Source organism: Saccharothrix luteola (assembly GCF_020859565.1).
GTDB classification, from domain to species: domain Bacteria; phylum Actinomycetota; class Actinomycetes; order Mycobacteriales; family Pseudonocardiaceae; genus Actinosynnema; species Actinosynnema luteola.
Window position 1 is genome coordinate 402,414 of the sequence record NZ_JAJHUO010000001.1, and the last position, 14,713, is coordinate 417,126.

The 14,713-nt window shown below is 73.6% G+C and carries 18 protein-coding genes and 1 pseudogene; 8 read left to right on the forward strand and 11 right to left on the reverse strand.

The window, feature by feature from the left end:
- Positions 1–110 precede the first annotated feature (110 nt).
- Both LNK82_RS01615 and LNK82_RS01620 read left to right on the forward strand, forming a co-directional pair.
- A complete protein-coding gene (locus tag LNK82_RS01615) occupies positions 111–1,190 on the forward strand; it encodes a cysteine synthase family protein (protein WP_230565077.1) in 1,080 nt (359 codons plus the stop codon).
- Positions 1,187–2,392 (forward strand): ATP-grasp domain-containing protein, encoded by a 1,206-nt coding sequence (locus LNK82_RS01620; RefSeq protein WP_230565078.1) that lies wholly within the window; start codon positions 1,187–1,189, stop codon positions 2,390–2,392. The genes LNK82_RS01615 and LNK82_RS01620 overlap by 4 nt, the downstream gene beginning before the upstream one ends.
- 19 nt (positions 2,393–2,411) lie before the next feature.
- Here the strand turns inward: LNK82_RS01620 and LNK82_RS01625 are convergent, their stop codons facing one another.
- The 3 genes from LNK82_RS01625 to LNK82_RS01635 all read right to left on the reverse strand — a co-directional run bounded on the left by LNK82_RS01625 (position 2,412) and on the right by LNK82_RS01635 (position 5,077).
- Entirely contained in the window at positions 2,412–3,185 is a 774-nt protein-coding gene (locus LNK82_RS01625; RefSeq protein ID WP_230565079.1) for a DJ-1/PfpI family protein, read from the reverse strand.
- Positions 3,182–4,186 carry a GlxA family transcriptional regulator gene (locus LNK82_RS01630; protein ID WP_230565080.1) on the reverse strand — a complete coding sequence of 335 codons (1,005 nt, stop codon included), beginning with the start codon at positions 4,184–4,186 and terminating at the stop codon, positions 3,182–3,184. The genes LNK82_RS01625 and LNK82_RS01630 overlap by 4 nt, the downstream gene beginning before the upstream one ends.
- 165 nt (positions 4,187–4,351) lie before the next feature.
- Positions 4,352–5,077: a zf-HC2 domain-containing protein gene (locus tag LNK82_RS01635; protein WP_230565081.1), complete on the reverse strand. Its 726-nt coding sequence runs from the start codon at positions 5,075–5,077 to the stop codon at positions 4,352–4,354.
- A gap of 60 nt (positions 5,078–5,137) precedes the next feature.
- On the opposite strand from LNK82_RS01635, the gene sigC reads away from it, so the two are divergent.
- Both sigC and LNK82_RS01645 read left to right on the forward strand, forming a co-directional pair.
- Positions 5,138–5,692 carry an RNA polymerase sigma factor SigC gene (gene sigC, locus LNK82_RS01640; RefSeq protein WP_372470389.1) on the forward strand — a complete coding sequence of 185 codons (555 nt, stop codon included), beginning with the start codon at positions 5,138–5,140 and terminating at the stop codon, positions 5,690–5,692.
- Positions 5,693–5,728: 36 nt separating this feature from the next.
- On the forward strand, positions 5,729–5,980 hold the full coding sequence (locus tag LNK82_RS01645) for a hypothetical protein (protein ID WP_230565083.1): 252 nt from the start codon (positions 5,729–5,731) through the stop codon (positions 5,978–5,980).
- A gap of 27 nt (positions 5,981–6,007) precedes the next feature.
- On the opposite strand, the gene LNK82_RS01650 is transcribed toward LNK82_RS01645, so the two are convergent.
- From LNK82_RS01650 to LNK82_RS01660, 3 genes are all read right to left on the reverse strand, one after another.
- Positions 6,008–6,418, reverse strand: a complete 411-nt coding sequence (locus LNK82_RS01650; protein WP_372470381.1) for a PepSY domain-containing protein — start codon at positions 6,416–6,418, stop codon at positions 6,008–6,010.
- Positions 6,415–6,648 (reverse strand): hypothetical protein, encoded by a 234-nt coding sequence (locus LNK82_RS01655; protein WP_230565139.1) that lies wholly within the window; start codon positions 6,646–6,648, stop codon positions 6,415–6,417. Before LNK82_RS01655 ends, LNK82_RS01650 begins: the two co-directional genes overlap by 4 nt.
- A gap of 130 nt (positions 6,649–6,778) precedes the next feature.
- Entirely contained in the window at positions 6,779–7,114 is a 336-nt protein-coding gene (locus LNK82_RS01660) for a phosphotransferase-like protein (RefSeq protein ID WP_230565085.1), read from the reverse strand.
- 157 nt (positions 7,115–7,271) lie between these two features.
- On the opposite strand from LNK82_RS01660, the gene LNK82_RS01665 reads away from it, so the two are divergent.
- The 3 genes from LNK82_RS01665 to LNK82_RS01675 are packed head-to-tail and all read left to right on the forward strand — an operon-like array spanning position 7,272 to position 9,957.
- Positions 7,272–7,823, forward strand: coding sequence for an EF-hand domain-containing protein (locus tag LNK82_RS01665; RefSeq protein ID WP_230565086.1), 552 nt, complete (start codon positions 7,272–7,274; stop codon positions 7,821–7,823).
- Positions 7,820–8,401, forward strand: a complete 582-nt coding sequence (locus tag LNK82_RS01670; protein ID WP_230565087.1) for a DUF6875 domain-containing protein — start codon at positions 7,820–7,822, stop codon at positions 8,399–8,401. The genes LNK82_RS01665 and LNK82_RS01670 overlap by 4 nt, the downstream gene beginning before the upstream one ends.
- 35 nt (positions 8,402–8,436) lie before the next feature.
- Entirely contained in the window at positions 8,437–9,957 is a 1,521-nt protein-coding gene (locus LNK82_RS01675) for a pyridoxal phosphate-dependent decarboxylase family protein (RefSeq protein ID WP_230565088.1), read from the forward strand.
- Here the strand turns inward: LNK82_RS01675 and LNK82_RS01680 are convergent.
- The 4 genes and pseudogenes from LNK82_RS01680 to LNK82_RS01695 all read right to left on the reverse strand — a co-directional run.
- Entirely contained in the window at positions 9,874–10,737 is an 864-nt protein-coding gene (locus LNK82_RS01680; protein WP_230565089.1) for an aldo/keto reductase, read from the reverse strand. The two genes, LNK82_RS01675 and LNK82_RS01680, sit on opposite strands and share 84 nt — an antisense overlap.
- Before the next feature lie 22 nt (positions 10,738–10,759).
- A complete protein-coding gene (locus LNK82_RS01685; RefSeq protein WP_230565090.1) occupies positions 10,760–11,101 on the reverse strand; it encodes a hypothetical protein in 342 nt (113 codons plus the stop codon).
- The gene (gene rfaE2 / locus LNK82_RS01690) at positions 11,098–12,540 is read right to left on the reverse strand and encodes a D-glycero-beta-D-manno-heptose 1-phosphate adenylyltransferase (RefSeq protein WP_230565137.1); all 1,443 of its coding nucleotides are present in this window, start codon (positions 12,538–12,540) and stop codon (positions 11,098–11,100) included. Before rfaE2 ends, LNK82_RS01685 begins: the two co-directional genes overlap by 4 nt.
- A pseudogene (locus LNK82_RS01695) lies at positions 12,532–13,119 on the reverse strand (D-sedoheptulose-7-phosphate isomerase); the annotation flags it as partial. The pseudogene LNK82_RS01695 and the gene rfaE2, both read right to left, overlap by 9 nt.
- Positions 13,120–13,195: 76 nt before the next feature.
- Here LNK82_RS01695 and LNK82_RS01700 point away from each other — a divergent pair.
- Positions 13,196–13,729 carry a D-glycero-alpha-D-manno-heptose-1,7-bisphosphate 7-phosphatase gene (locus tag LNK82_RS01700; protein WP_230565091.1) on the forward strand — a complete coding sequence of 178 codons (534 nt, stop codon included), beginning with the start codon at positions 13,196–13,198 and terminating at the stop codon, positions 13,727–13,729.
- A 10-nt stretch (positions 13,730–13,739) separates the two neighbouring features.
- Here the strand turns inward: LNK82_RS01700 and LNK82_RS01705 are convergent, their stop codons facing one another.
- Positions 13,740–14,579: a phytanoyl-CoA dioxygenase family protein gene (locus LNK82_RS01705; RefSeq protein ID WP_230565092.1), complete on the reverse strand. Its 840-nt coding sequence runs from the start codon at positions 14,577–14,579 to the stop codon at positions 13,740–13,742.
- Positions 14,580–14,713: the final 134 nt, after the last annotated feature.

Below are 14,713 nucleotides of genomic sequence, written 5' to 3' on the forward strand. Positions count from 1 at the left end.
GCCGCTCGACGACACGACCACACCCGAAAGGGCTCGACCATGATCCTGACACGCACGACGGCGACACCGGGCACGCCCCGCGGCCCGCGCTCGATCGGGAGGTGAGGACCGTGCTCGACCACAACGCCCTGGCCCCGCCGGTCCACGAGCACATCACCGACGCCATCAAGACGCCCTCGCTGATCCGGCTCGCGCCGAACACCGTGCTGGTCCGCTTCGAGACCCTGAAGGTCTACGCCGCACTCGGCGCGGTGCGGCACCTGGTCGACACCGGGGCGCTCCGCCCGGGACAGACGGTCGTGGACAGCTCCAGCGGCATCTACGCCCTCGCCCTGGCGATGGCCTGCCACCGCTACGGCCTGCGCTGCCACATCGTCGCCTCCACCACCGTCAACGACACCATGCGCGCGCAGCTGGAGATCCTCGGCGTGACCGTGGACCAGATGCCGCTCTCCGACGACTTGAGGCTGGACCAGAACCGCCGGGTCGCCCGCGTGCGCGAACTGCTGGCGCTGCACCCCGACATGCACTGGATGCGCCAGTACCACGACCCCGTGCACCAGCTCGGTTACGCCGAGCTGGCCGACCTGCTGCTGCGCGCGTTACCCGGCGAACCGCTCACCGTGGTGGGCAGCGTCGGCACGGGCGCGTCCAGCGGCGGGCTGACCCGGGCGCTGCGCGAGCACGACCCGCTCACCCGGCTGGTCGGCGTGCAGCCGTTCGGCAGCGTGACCTTCGGCAGCGAGCGGTTCACCGACCCCGACGCCATCATCGCCGGCATCGGCAGCGCCATCCACTTCGACAACGTCCACCACCAGCTCTACGACCGCATCCACTGGCTCGACTTCCAGCACGCCATGGCCGCCACCATCGACCTCATGCGCGAGCACGCCGTCTTCGCGGGCCTGTCCACCGGCGCGGCCCACCTGGCGGCGAAGTGGGAGGCCGAGCGCGACCCCCTGCGCACGCACGTCGTCATCGGCGCGGACACCGGCCACCGCTACACCGAACGCGTCTTCACCCGCCACCGCGAAGCCCTCGACCCCGCGCTGCTCGACCCGGTCGAGATCGGCTCGCTGGACGAGCTGACCCCGCCGTGGGCCGCGATCGACTGGGCACGACGCCCGCACGGACCGGCCGTCCTCACCCAGGAACGTCCTCACGAACGCAGGAAGGACCCCGTGCCGTGACCATCGTGCTGCTGGAAGCCCTCACCTTCGGCCTCGGCCGCCTCGCCGACGCGGCCCGCGCCGAGGGCCACGACCTCGTCCTGCTCACCGGCGACCGCTCGATCTACACCCACGAGCTGTCCCGCTGCGGCGAGCGGGTCCGCGTGGTGGACATCGACACCACCGACGTGGCGGCGTGCGAGCGGGCGCTGAGAGGCGTTCCCGACCTGGCCGGGCTGATCAGCTCCACCGACACCTGGGCGCTGCCCGGCGCGGACCTGGCCGCCCGGCTGGGTTTGCCCGGTCCCGCCCCCGACGCGGTGCGCGTGCTGCGGGACAAGGCCGCCGTCCGGGCCAGGCTCCACGAGCACGGCCTGAGCCGCAGCGGCCCGCTCGACCCGAACTCCGCCGAGGCGTTCCCGTTGGTGCTCAAGGACTCCGCGGGCACGTCCTCCCGCGCGGTGTGGCTGGCGCGCTCCCCCGCCGAACGCGACGCCGCCCTGGTACAAGCCGCTGTCACCCCGCTCAAGGGCCGCCTGATCGCGGAACCCTACTTCGAAGGCCCCCTCTACAGCGCCGAAACCGTCACCTGGCAGGGCGAGACCCGACTGCTCGGCTTGCTCAGCCGGGTCATGTCCCCCGAACCGCTGCGCCGGGAGGAGGCTTCCGGGTTCCCGGTCGCCTTCCCGGACACCGACCACGCCGCACTGGCCGACTGGATCAGCCGGGTGCTGCGAGCCGCGGGGCACCAGCGCGGCTTCGCGCACACCGAGTTCGTGCTCACCGCGACCGGTCCCGAGGTCGTCGAGATCAACGCCCGCATCGGCGGCGCCCTCGTCGGCGAGGCCCTGTGCCGGGCCCTGGGCGTCAACGCCTACGACTCGATGGTCCAGATCGCCCTCGACCGGCGACCCGGCCTGCTCGACGGCGCTGCGGTCGGGGGCACCGCGACCGGATTCGTGGTGGTCTACCCGCGCGAAGCCGGCGTGCTGGAAGGCTGGACCGGCCTCGACCGGCTGCCCCACCTGCCCGGGAATCCGGAGTGGTACCCGACCGCGAGCCCCGGCGACGTGCTGGAGCACCTGGCCGACCAGCGCTCCGGCACCGGCATCGTCCTCGCCGAGGGCCCCACCGCCGAACTCGCCCTGCACCGCGCCCAAGCCGCCGCGGGCGGCATCATCCCGGTGGTCCGGGTCGGCCACCGCGTCGACGCGGCGGTGTGACGGGTCGCCTGCCCCGGGGTCACACCTGCGATTCGGCGAGCAGCCGCAGGGCCAGCGCCTTGAGCTCCGCGTCGGCGTGCGCGGCGTTGCCCGAGTCGAACGGAGGTCGCGGGTCGTACTCCGCGGCCAGCTGGATCGCCCGCGCCGTGGACTCCCCCGCCATCAGCGACACCAGGTGCAGCGCCATGTCGATGCCCGCCGAGACACCGGCCGCGGTGATGATCTTGCCGGAGCGCACGTAGCGCTCGGGCCGGTAGGTCACGTCGAACGCGGTGCTCAGGTAGTCGGCCGAGGCCCAGTACGTGGTGGCCTCACGGCCGTCCAGCAACCCGGCTGCGGCGAGGACCAGCGAGCCGGTGCACACCGACGTGGTCCAGCGGCTGCGCCGGTGGACCCGGCGGATCCAGTCCAGCAGCGCCTGGTTGCCCATGGCCCCGACCGTGCCCCGCTCGCCCGCGCCCGGGACCAGGACGACGTCCAGGTCGTCCACCTCGGCGATCGACCGGTCGGCCACGAGCGCCACGTCCCCGGTGTCGGTGCGCACCGGCCCGCGCCGCTCGGCGACCATGGTCACCGTGGCGCCGGGCAACCGGGCCAGGACCTCGGCCGGGCCGGCGGGGTCCAGCAGGCTGAAGCCGTCGTAGAGCAGGATCCCGATCCTCGGCCCCGCGCCGGGTGGACGCCCGGCCGGCGAGGTGTCGGCCTGCGCGGTCGGGGCGTGCGCGGTGGCGGCGAGCGCGGCGGTGGCCGCACCCGCCCGGAGCAGTGCCCTGCGGGTCGTCTTTCGCGTCATGGCACCGGAGTGTCGCCTCCGGCGGCGACCCGTGCCCGCGGCATGTCCGGCATCTTGCGGATCGTGTCCGCGCTCGCGCCGTAGTGGTCCCGCAGCGCCTGCCGCAGCGTCTGCGCCGACCCGAACCCGCAGCGGCGGGCGACCGCGTCCAACGCCAGCCCGCTGGAGCGCACCAGGTGCACCGCCGCCTCGGCGCGCGCGGACCGCACGGCTCGGGCCGGGGTCGTGCCGAGGTGGGTGGCGAACAGCCGGGCCAGGTGCCGCGTGCTCACGCCCGCGCGGGCCGCGAGCGCCACGGGCGTCAGGTCTTCGGCCAGGTGGCCCGCGATGTAGCCGGTGAGGTCCCGGACCAGCCGGTCGCCCGGCGGCGGGGCTGCCAGGAACGTGCTGATCTGCGCCTGGTCGGCGGGCCGGTGCAGGTAGGTGACCAGTTCGCGGGCCACGGCGCGGGCCAGGGTCGACCCGTGGTCGTCCTCGATGAGCGACAACGTCAGGTCTAGCGCGCTGGTCACGCCGGCGGAGGTGTAGACGTTGCCGTCACGGATGTAGAGCGGTCCGACGTCCACCGCGACCGACGGGTGCCGGGCGGCGAGCCGGTCGCCGTAGCCCCAGTGCGTGGTGACCCGGCGGCCGTCGAGCAACCCGGCGGCGGCCAGCACGTCCGTGCCGGTGCACACCGACGCGACCCGCCTGCTGCGCGCGGCCAACCGCCGCACCTGCGCCACCAGCCGCTCGTCGGCCGCCGCCCGTTCGGACCCGGCGCCGCCCACGACGAGCAGCGTGTCCAGGCGTCCGGTCACCGCTTCCAGCCCGCGCCCGGCGCCCAGCGTGATGCCGACGGAGCTACGGGCCGCCCTCCGGCCGAGCGTGCCCAGCTCCACGTCGTAGGGCGGGCTCGCGCCGTAGCGGTTGGCGATGTCCAGGGCCCCGGCGGGGCAGGCGATGTCGAGGATCTGCGCGTCGTCGTAGGCCACGACGAGGACGCGCCGCCGATCGTCCACCGGTCTCGTCGCCGGGCCGTCCGAGCGGTGCCGGGGACCGACCGCGGGGTCGGGGCGACCTTGGGACACTGGACTCCAGGAGGTTCACCGCGGTGCGTCGCCCGTGGTCGGTCGAGGTGTGACGCCGGGACGGTGGGTCTGGACCGTCCCGGCGTGTCCGTGGGATCAGGCGGCTCGTCGGTGGGCGGTGGGTCGGAGGTGGCGCGGTCGTCCGCGACGTCCGCCCGGCTGCGGCGCGACGTCGTCCCCGTCGGAGTCGTCGGCGTGACCGCGGTCGTGGTCGTGCTTGGCGGGGGTCCCCGGCGTCGGCTGCCCGCGGTGGGCGCGGGCGACGAGGTAGAGCAGGAGCAGGCCGGCGAGCAGGGGCAGGTGCGAGACCACCCGGGTGGCGGTCGCGGTGCCGGTGAGCAGGTCGTTGACGGAGAACGCGACCAGCACGGCGACGAACCCGCCCAGGGTGGGCAGCAGACCGGAGGCCCGGTGCGCGTTCACGGCGGCCACCAGCAGGCCGATGCCCAACGCGAGGTTCCACGCCGCGCCCTCGTTGAACAGGTGCGTGGAGAACCCGTGTCCGGGATGCCCGCCGGTGGCCCCGGCGAGCAGCTGGGCGAGGGCGAGCCATAGTTGGACGATGGCGACCGCGGCCAGGGCGAGGCGCGGGGTCAGGGCGGTGTGACGGGGTGGGGCGGCGGCCAGCACGGCGTCGACCAGGTCCGGTTCCGGCCCGACGGGCCGGACGCGGATGGTCCTGGTCAGCGCCTGTGCGCTCGCCTGCCAGCGGGTGCAGGCGGTGCACTGTGCCAGATGCGCGTCCGTCTCGGCGGCGGCTACGGGCTCGGCTTCCCCGTCCAGGCGGGCCGAGAGCGCTTCACGGCAGGATTGGCAGTCCACACACCAATTGTCGCTCCATTCGGCTCACGAGTTCCCGACATCTTGTGGATACGATCCGGAATCGTGAAAGCATCCGACGACGAGGTGACGCGTTGGGCGCTCGACGCGCGTTCCGGTGACCGCGACGCCCTGGAGCGCTTCGTCCGCGCCACCCAGCGCGACGTGTGGCGCTTCGTCGCCCACTTGGCCGACATCGGGCTCGCCGACGACCTCGCGCAGGAGACCTACGCCCGCGCCCTGCCGAGCCTGCGCCGTTTCGCCGGCCGCTCGTCGGCCCGCACCTGGCTGCTGGTCATCGCCCGCCGCGTGGTCGTCGACCACATCCGCATGGCGCAGTCCCGCCCCCGCCTGTCGCCGGGCGCGGACTGGGCCCGGGAGGCCGACCGCAAGGCGGTCCACAGCGGCTTCGAGGACGCGGTGGAGCTCAACGTGCTGCTCGACGCGCTGGACCCCGACCGCCGCGAAGCCCTGGTGCTCACCCAGGTGCTGGGCCTGCCCTACGCCGAGGCCGCCGAGATCGCCGGCTGCCCGATCGGCACCATCCGCTCCCGCGTCGCCCGCGCCCGCGAGGACCTGCTGCGCGCCGCCGGCGACGAGGCCACCGAAGTGGGCTGAGTACACCTGCCGCTCGCCAAAGGAGAGCCGCTCGTGATGGCAATCGTCGCCGGGGTGCTCGCGGTGGCCTTGGTCGCGGGATGCGGCCTGGTGATCGGCATGGGCGGTGTCGGCGACCGGGTGGCGCGGCTGTCCCCCTTGGCGAAGCTCGGCCTGTACGGGGCCGTCCTGGTACTGGTGGCAGCCACCGCGTGGACGCTCGGCTCCGCGGTCGGGCCGATCCACGACCAGCCCTCGTCACCGATCGAGGGCACCGATCACCGCGACGGCGGCGACCACGGCGGCTGACCGCCGCGGTCCTCCTCGTGCTGCGGCTCAGCCCGCCGATCCGGCCGCCGCGTCGGTCCTGGCGCGACCGCGTCGGCGAGCCAGGCCGATCAGCGCGTCGAGGACGAGGAACGCCAGCAGGCTCAGGCCCAGCAGCGGGATCGCCCAGCCGATGGCGATCAGCACGAGCGGCGCGGGGATGACGAACCACAGCGGGAGGTGCTGCCACGTGCCGCGCTCGGGTGCGGCGCCCAGTGGCGCCCGGCGGTCGGCGCGGGTGGGGCGGCGCTGCCACCACATGCGGTAGCCCAGCACGACCAGCGCCAGGATGCCTGCGGCGAGCAGCGCCAACGCGATCTGGTTGACCAGGCCGAACAGCACGCCCATGTGCGCCTGGATGCCCAACGTCGACAGCTTCGCCAACACCGGCCGGTCGGCGAAGTCCGCCCGCGCGGTCACCGTCGCGTTCCCGGGGTCGACCGCGACCTTGTCCGGCAGCTGACCACCTGGTTCGGGGCCACGCCGGTCACCGCGTGGCTGGACAACCTGCACGCGAACCTGCACCTCGGCGAGCCGTCGACCCGCACGGTGTACGGGTCGACGTACACCGTCTGCGCGTACTCCCCCGCCGAGTCCGGCAAGGAGAACACCACCCGCGTCGTCGCGGTCAGGTCGTCGGAGAGCTGCACGCTCGTCACCAAGCGGACACGGGGCACCTCTGGTGGGGACGAAGGGAACACCTGCCCACTAGTCGCGCGGCAACGCCGTGCAGTTCCCGCAGATTCGCGGGGACCCGCGCGCCGTGCGCTCAGCTGGGTCCTACCGGATGGGTTGCCCGCGCAGCACGGCTCTGGCCAGTTCGGCCGGCGTTCCCGTGGTGCTGTCGACGGTCGTGTCGCAAGTGGTGCTGTGGTCGTGGACCAGCAGCACCTCCAGGCCCGACAGCGCGTCCACGTCGTCGCCGGTGCGGTCGTACCAGAAGCCGTCCCGGCTGAGCGGACCGTCGCGTCCGCCGCCCCGGTTCGCCGGCACCAGGCTGAACAACGTGTCGCTACCCCAGTAGACGAACGGAGTGTCGCTCTCGTCCTGAACAGCCCGGGCCAGGGTGGTCTTGCCCGCACTCGACGTCCCGTGTTCGCCCACGCTCGGCGTCACCGAGCACAACCAGGCGACCCATGGGGTGATTTCACTTCACCTGATCGAGTACAAGCACGGGTGGAGGTGGGTAGTGAGGTCTGCCCTGCGGTGAGCATGGGACACCGGGCGTCGATCGAAGCACCCCGGCCGGTTCGACTTCGAGGAGATGTTGTCCGTGACCACCACGCAGAGCGCCTACTCCGCCAAGATGGCGGCCCGCTTCGCCACCTTCGACCGCGACCGGGACGGGGTGGTCGACGTCGTCGACTTCGAGGCGATGGCGCGCGCGATCACCGTCTCGTGTGGACGAGACCCCGAGTCGCCCGAGGGGATCCGGTTGCTCGACGGCGCGCGGACCTTCTTCTCCGGTCTGCTGGAGGTCGCGGACACCGACGGGGACGGCGGGATCACCGAGTCGGAGTTCGTGGACGCCGCCCAGGTGCGCCTGCGCCACAACCCGGAGGGGTTCGAGCTGATCGCACGTCCGTGGGCGGAGGCCGTCGTGGACGTCGCGGACGTCGACGGCGACGGTGTGGTCGACCTCGTCGAGTGGGCGCGGGTGCTGCGGGCCATGGGTGCCACCCAGCGGGGTGCGGAGGAGCAGGCGGCGCGGATCGACATTGATGGCGACGGCCGGGTCAGCGTGGACGAGGTGCTGGCCAGCGCGGTGGCGTTCTACACCGCTGACGACGCCGACGACGCCGGTCACGTGTTCGACCAGGCGTGAGAGCGGTTCGCTCGACGGTGTTCGCCACCCCCGTGCCGTGGAGTGGGCGGAACGGGGTGTCCGCCGCGGTCGACCGGTGGGTGCGGGACTACTTGTGCCGCACCCACCCGCGACTGGGCCGTTCGGGACCGGTGTGCCCCTACGTCCCCCACTCCTTGGCCGCGCAGGCGTTGTCGGTGGCCGTGGTCACCGGTCGACCGGACCACACCGGCGAGGTGGTCGGTCTCATGGACCGCTACCGGGACTGGTTCACCGCGCGGACCGATCCCGCCGACATCCACCAGGCACTGCTGGTCCTGTTCCCCGCGATCGGTCCCGGCGATGTCGCCTGGGCCGTGGACGAGGCACAGCGGATCTCGAAGACCGCGTTCGTCCGCGCCGGGTTGATGATCGGCCAGTTCCACGACGGCCCACCGGCGGCCGGTGGCATCCGCAACCCGGCGTTCCGCCCGTTGTACGCCCCGGTCCCGTTGCTGGCGGTGCGCCGCATGGTCCCCTCCGACCTGCCGTTCCTGGCCGACGACACCGAGCACCTGACCGCCTACCGCGCCCTGTTCCCCCACGGAGCCCGCACCTGATGCCACCACCCGACCGGCCAGGACCGACCGGCCACATGAGCGCCGAGGAGTTCCGCCGCCACGGCTACGCGGTCGTCGACTGGCTGGCCCGCTACTGGACCGACCTCGACCAACGCCCCGTCACACCGGACGTGGCACCGGGACAGGTCGCGGCGTCGCTGCCGGAACGCGCACCGGAGCACGGCGAACCGTTCGAGGACCTGCTCGCCGACGTCGACCGGCTCATCACACCGGGCCTGGCTCACTGGCAGCACCCCATGTTCCTCGGCCACTTCCCCATGACCAACTCCGGCCCGTCCGTGCTGGGCGAACTGCTCACCGCGGGGCTCAACCCGCAGGCGATGCTGTGGTCGGCCAATCCGGCGCTGACCGAGCTGGAGGGGGTGGTGTGCGACTGGCTGGCCGACCTGCTGGGCCTGCCCGCCTCCTTCCGCGGCAACGGCGTGCTCCAGGACACCGCGTCGGCCGGCGTTCTCGTGGCGCTGACCGCGGCCCTGTGGCGACGCGGCGGCGAGGACTGGCGACGCCACGGCGCGGGCACCCGGTACACGGTCTACACCTCCACCGAGGGCAACTGCTCCATCGCCAAGGCCGTCCGCGTGGCCGGCCTTGGCGAGGACCGGCTCCGACTGGTCGACGTCGACCACCACGCCCCGGCGATGCGGGTGGATCACCTGCGCGCCCTGGTCGAGGCCGACATCGCCGCCGGGAACGTGCCGGTCATGGTCGCGGCCACCGTCGGCACCACCTCCACCACCGCCGTCGACCCGGTGGCCGAGATCGGCGAGCTGTGCCGCGAGCACGGCATCTGGCTGCACGTCGACGCCGCCTACGCCGGTGTCGCGGCGGTCTGCCCCGAGATGCGGTGGATCCACCACGGCGTGGAGCTGGCGGACAGCTACTGCGTCAACCCGCACAAGTGGCTGCTCACCGGCTTGGACTGCGGCGCCATGTGGGTCACCGACCAACGAGCCCTCACCGCCGCCATGACCACCACACCCGCCTACCTGAGCGGCAGCACCGCCCCGCACCCCGCCGCGGTGGACCTGCGCGACCGGCAGCTCCCGCTCGGGCACCGCTCGCGGGCGCTGAAACTGTGGTTCGTGCTGCGCTGGTACGGCGCCGAAGGGCTGCGCGCCCACATCCGCGAGGGCATCGCTCTGGCCCGCGACTTCGCCGCGAAGGTCCGCGCGGACGACCGGTTCGAGATCGTCGCACCCCACCCGTTCGGGCTGGTGTGCTTCCGGCTGCACGCCGACGACGCCACCAACGCCGAACTGCTGCGCCGCCTCACCACCTCCGGCGAACTGCTCCTGAGCCACACCGACGTCCACGGGCGGCACACCCTGCGCCTGGCCACCGGCGGCACCGCCACCACCTCCGCCCACCTGGACCTGGCGTGGCGGAAGATCACGGACATCGCCGCCGACCTGCTCGCGGTCGCCCCCGACGCGGAGGCTCCACGGCCCGGGTCAGCCGTCGGCCAACCAAGCGCAGGTCTCCGGGTCCAGGAAGACCTCTGCGGCGTCGAGGGAGGCGTCCACTTCGGCCAGTGAGCGTGCACCGACGACCGCCGTCGCCGACGTGGCGTTCAGCAGCCAGGCCAAGGCGATCGTCTCCGGCGGCAGTCCGTGCTCCCCGCCCAGTTGTCGGCAGCGCTCCCGCCGCTCCGCGTTGACGTCGGTGGCGAACGGGTCGGTGGCGTCCGCCGACACCGGCTCGGGACGACCGGCGAAGTAGCCACGTGCCTGTGCCGCCCACGCGATGAGCCAGGGGTTGTGCTCGGCCAGGACGTCGCGCACGTCGGCCACACTCCTGGTCTCCGGCCACAGTGGACGGACAGGCTCCGCCAGGCTGCACTGGTAGCTGACGACCGGGTCGCAGCCGTGCGCCCGCAGGACGGGGATCAACTCGGCCAGGCGCGGAGCCGACCAGTTCGAGACCCCGACCCGCTCGCACGCGCCCCGAGCCACGAAGCCCGCCAACACCTCGGCCAGCTCCGCGACCGGGCGGGCGGGATCGTCGCGGTGCAGCAGCACCACGTCCACGCACTCCAGCCCGAGCCGCCGCCGGGACTCGTCCAGCTCCGCGGTCAGCCGGGCGGCGCCGAGGTCGAGATGACCGTCGTCGTCCGGGTGCCCGATCTTGGTCTCCAAGGTCAGCACGCCGGGGTTGGCGCGCAACCAGGAACCGATCGTCCGCTCGGACCGACCGTCCGCGTAGCTGTGCGCGGTGTCGACCCAGCGCCCGCCGCGCTCGGCGAACCGGTCCAGCCGCGCCCGTGAGAGGCCGGCGTCCTCCTCCCCGAATCGGCCGCCCAACGCGATTCTCGACACCGCGGGCCCCGCCGAGGCGGGTTCACCTCGCGGAGGGTTGTGCGTCGCGGTCACCGCGTCTCCTCTCGTCATCGGCTTCCACCACGGCCATCCCGGCGGCCACCACCGCCGCCCTGGCCATCCCAAGCGCCTCCCGAAGAACCTCTTCGCGGGCGTGGCCGGCGTCGTGCACCAGCGCTACCAGCCCGCACGCGGCGGTCTCCAGGCTCGCCCGGACGACCTCGGCGATGGTGCCCCGGTCCGCCCGCAGCTGCGACAGCTCCGCGTGCAGGCGCAGCACCTCCTCGACGTGGCGGCCGACGGGCGTGCGGTCCAGTCCGGCCAGGGCCGAGCGGACCCGCGTGGGGAGGATGTCGGACGTCATCGCGTCTCCAGCGACGGGTTCGGGTCCGTGCCCGCCGCACTGCGGATGAGCGAGGTGGTCGAGCGCCCGGTCACGTACGGGACGGTGACCACCTGACCGCCGTGGCGCTCGACCACCACCGCCTCCGGCAGTTCGTGGATGGCGTAGTCGCCGCCTTTGACGAAGACATCCGGCCTCAGTCGCTCCAGGGCCTGCTCCGGGGTGTCCTCGTCGAACACGAGAACGGCGTCGACGCTGCGCAGCGCGCTCAGCATCGCGGCCCGCTCGGATGCGGGGACGATCGGCCTGTTCGGTCCCTTGAGCCGCGCGACCGAGGCGTCACCGTTGAGGCACACGATGAGGCAGTCACCGAGCCTGCGCGCCTCGGCGAGCATCGACACGTGCCCGACGTGCAGGATGTCGAAGCACCCACCCGTCGCCACGACGCGCCCGCCGCGCGCCCGCACGCGCTCGGCCAAGGCGATGGGGGCCTCCGGCTCGTGAGCGGGTGCGACCGCGTCCTCCGCGAGTGCCGACACGCCACCCGCGGCGACGAAGGCGGTCGCCACGGCCACCGCCTTCGGCACGGCCACCGAGGGCAGTTCCCCGCGCGCGAGACCACCGGCCACGGCGGCGGCGAACCGGTCCCCGGCGCCGACGGTGTCCTCGGACGTGGCCGGTTCCGCGGTGATCACCAGAGGGGCCCGGTCGGTGTTCTCGACCAACAGCGCCCCAAGAGCACCACGCGTCACGACGATCCGGGGCACGCCCCAGGCTTCGAGCAACGCACGCCCGTTCGCCGTGTCCTCGTCCAACCCGGTCGCCCCGGCACCGGGGTTCGGGTTGGCGGACAGGACCGCGGCCTCCGTGCGGTTCGGCGTCACCAGGCACGTCCCGGCCACCGGAGGCGCGCCCGCGCGGTGGGGGTCCCACACGGTCGGCACGGACCTGGCCACCTCGGCGATCGCGCGGCGGATGGCGGGCACGCCGGCCACACCACGTCCGTAGTCCGACACCAGGATCGCCGAGGCGTCCCGCAGCGTCCGCGCCAGGTCGGCTGGTGGGGCGCCGACGGCGCCGGGGTTCCGATCGGTCTCGTCCAGCATCAGCATCGTGCGTCCGCCACTGCGGACCCGCGCTTTCACCGGGGTGCGGCCACGCAGGCCGAGGTCGACGATCTCGATGCCCTCGGCGCTCAGCGACTCGCGCAGCCGGGCGCCGTCCAGGTCGTCGGCCAGCGCGGTCACCAGGACCACGTCGTCGCCCGCACGGGCGGCGAGCACCGCGGCCAGGGCGGCGCCACCCGGTCGGGTCGTGGTGGTGATCGAGTCGACCACCGGGACCGGTGCTTCCGGCGACATCCGGCTCACCGCGCCGTTCAGGTCGCGGTCCAGGAGGGCGTCGCCCACGACCACCAGCCGGCGCCGCCCCGGGGGCGCGAGGGCTGCCGGGGCACGCACACCGAGCGCGGCGTCGAGCGACGCGCAGAGCACGTGGATGCCGACCAGGTGGCACTCCTGCACGGTGGCGACCGCATCGGTGTCGACCGGCACGGCGTCGTCGCACAGCTCCGCCAGGGGGTTCGGCGCACGTCCGGTCAGCGCCCACGTCGTCATCCCGATCTCCGCCGCCGCCTCGGCCGCGCGCAGCAGGTTCGCGCTGCGACCGGAGGTCGACAGGCACAGCAGCACGTCGCCCGCTCGGCCGTGGGCGCGGACCTGCCTGGCGAAGACCTCCTCGTAGCCGTAGTCGTTGCTGACCGCGGTCACGGTGGACGTGTCGGCGTGCAGGGCGATGGCGGGCAACGCGCGCCGCTCGTGCTGGTAGCGGCCGACCAGCTCGGCGGTCAGGTGCTGCGCCTCCGCGGCGGAACCGCCGTTGCCCGCCACCAGGACGCGTCCACCGGCGGAGAACAGCGCGGCGAGCGCCTCGCCCCAGACTCGGATCCGGCCGGTGTCCAACCGCGAGGCGGCCTCGACCAGACGACCGATGTGACTCGTGTCGAACCCGGCGTCGTCGTGGTGTTCGTCGGTGCCCATACCAGTAACCTCCATCTGCGACTGCGCTGAACCGGAACGACCGCGGCGGGCCCTGCCGTGACGCGAGGGAGATCGCATGTGGCTGATCCGCGGTTCCCGTGGCGCCCGCCCCCTCCGGCCGGCCGGCGGCGGGTGGCCGGGAGCGGTGCTGTTCGACCGTGACGGGACGCTGGTGCACGACGTGCCGTACAACGGCGATCCGGACCTCGTCGTCCCCGTTCCCGGCGCCAGGTGGGCGGTGGACGCGCTGCGCGCCGAGGGCGTGGCGCTGGGCGTGGTCACCAACCAGTCCGGTGTCGGGCGCGGCCTGCTCGACCGGCGCGCGGTCCTCGCCGTCGCCGATCGCATCGAGCGGCTGCTCGGACCGTTCGACGTCTGGGCCGTGTGCCCGCACGCGCCCGCCGATGGGTGCCGGTGCCGCAAACCCGCGCCCGGGCTCGTCGAGGGCGCCGCCGCCGAGCTCGGGGTGGACCCGGCCCGGGCGGTGGTGGTGGGAGACCGCGCCTCCGACGTCGAGGCGGCCGAGGCGGCCGGCGCCACCGGGCTGCTCGTCCGACCCGGCGGACCCGACCTCCGCGCCGTCGTGGCCGGGCTCGTCGGTCGCCGGTGACGGCCGGGGATCAGGTGTCGAACAGGCCGTCCGCGTTCGTCGGCCCGGTCCGTCGACCCGTGCCCATCCACTCCACCGGCAGCCCGTCGACGGTGCCGAGCCCCTCCCAGATGTCGTAGCCCAGCAACCGGCGCATGGTCGGCGACAGTCCACTGCGGACCTCCGGGCGCAGGGAGCGGAAGAAGTTCTCCTGCTGTCGGATGAACGGCGAGCAGTAGTGGGCGAAGATGCCGCGGCGGATCGTGTCGGGCGTGGTGTTCACCCCGGCGCGGTGCCACACCCGGCCGTCGAGCACGAGCAGGCTGCCGGCCGTCGCGGTGATCGAGACGGTGGTCGCGGCGGTGACCTCCTCCTTGGTGGGCGCCCGGCCCGCCAGGTGGCTGCCGGGCAGGATCACGGTGCCGCCGTTGGCCTCGGTGAAGTCGTCGAGGAGCCAGCACGCCTGGGTGCCCATCGCGTACGACCACGGCTCGGGGATGTACTGCTGGTCGGCGTGCACCGACTGGGCCGTGTTCCCGGGCAGGGTCACGTGCGCGGTGATGCTCGACAGCAGGTGGTGCGGTCCGAGCAGCTGCTCCGTGAGGGCGAGTGCGGTGGGGTGTTCGGCCAGGGCGACGAACTCGGGGCCGTGGTTCAACAGCGCGGTGATGCGGTAGTTGCCCCGTGAGTACCACGGGTTGCCCGCCGCCCGGTCCCTCGCCTCGACCTCGGCGAAGCCGGCGCGCAGCGCGGTGAGTTCGGCACGCCCGAGCACGTCGGCGACCACGCAGTAGCCGGACTCGGCCAGGTCGCTGCTCGCCGTGCCCAGGTCGGTGGTCGGAGTCGGCGGAACCGCGGTGTAGTGCTCCATTCCTGCTCTCCGGGGGTAGTGCGGATGACGTCGAAGATGCGGCCGCGTCACGACGCTATTGCCGGGTCGCCGGTCGGGGCAATGTTCGACCCGGTCCGTCTCCGCTCGACGTGACCGACGCGCCGCGGGTGCGG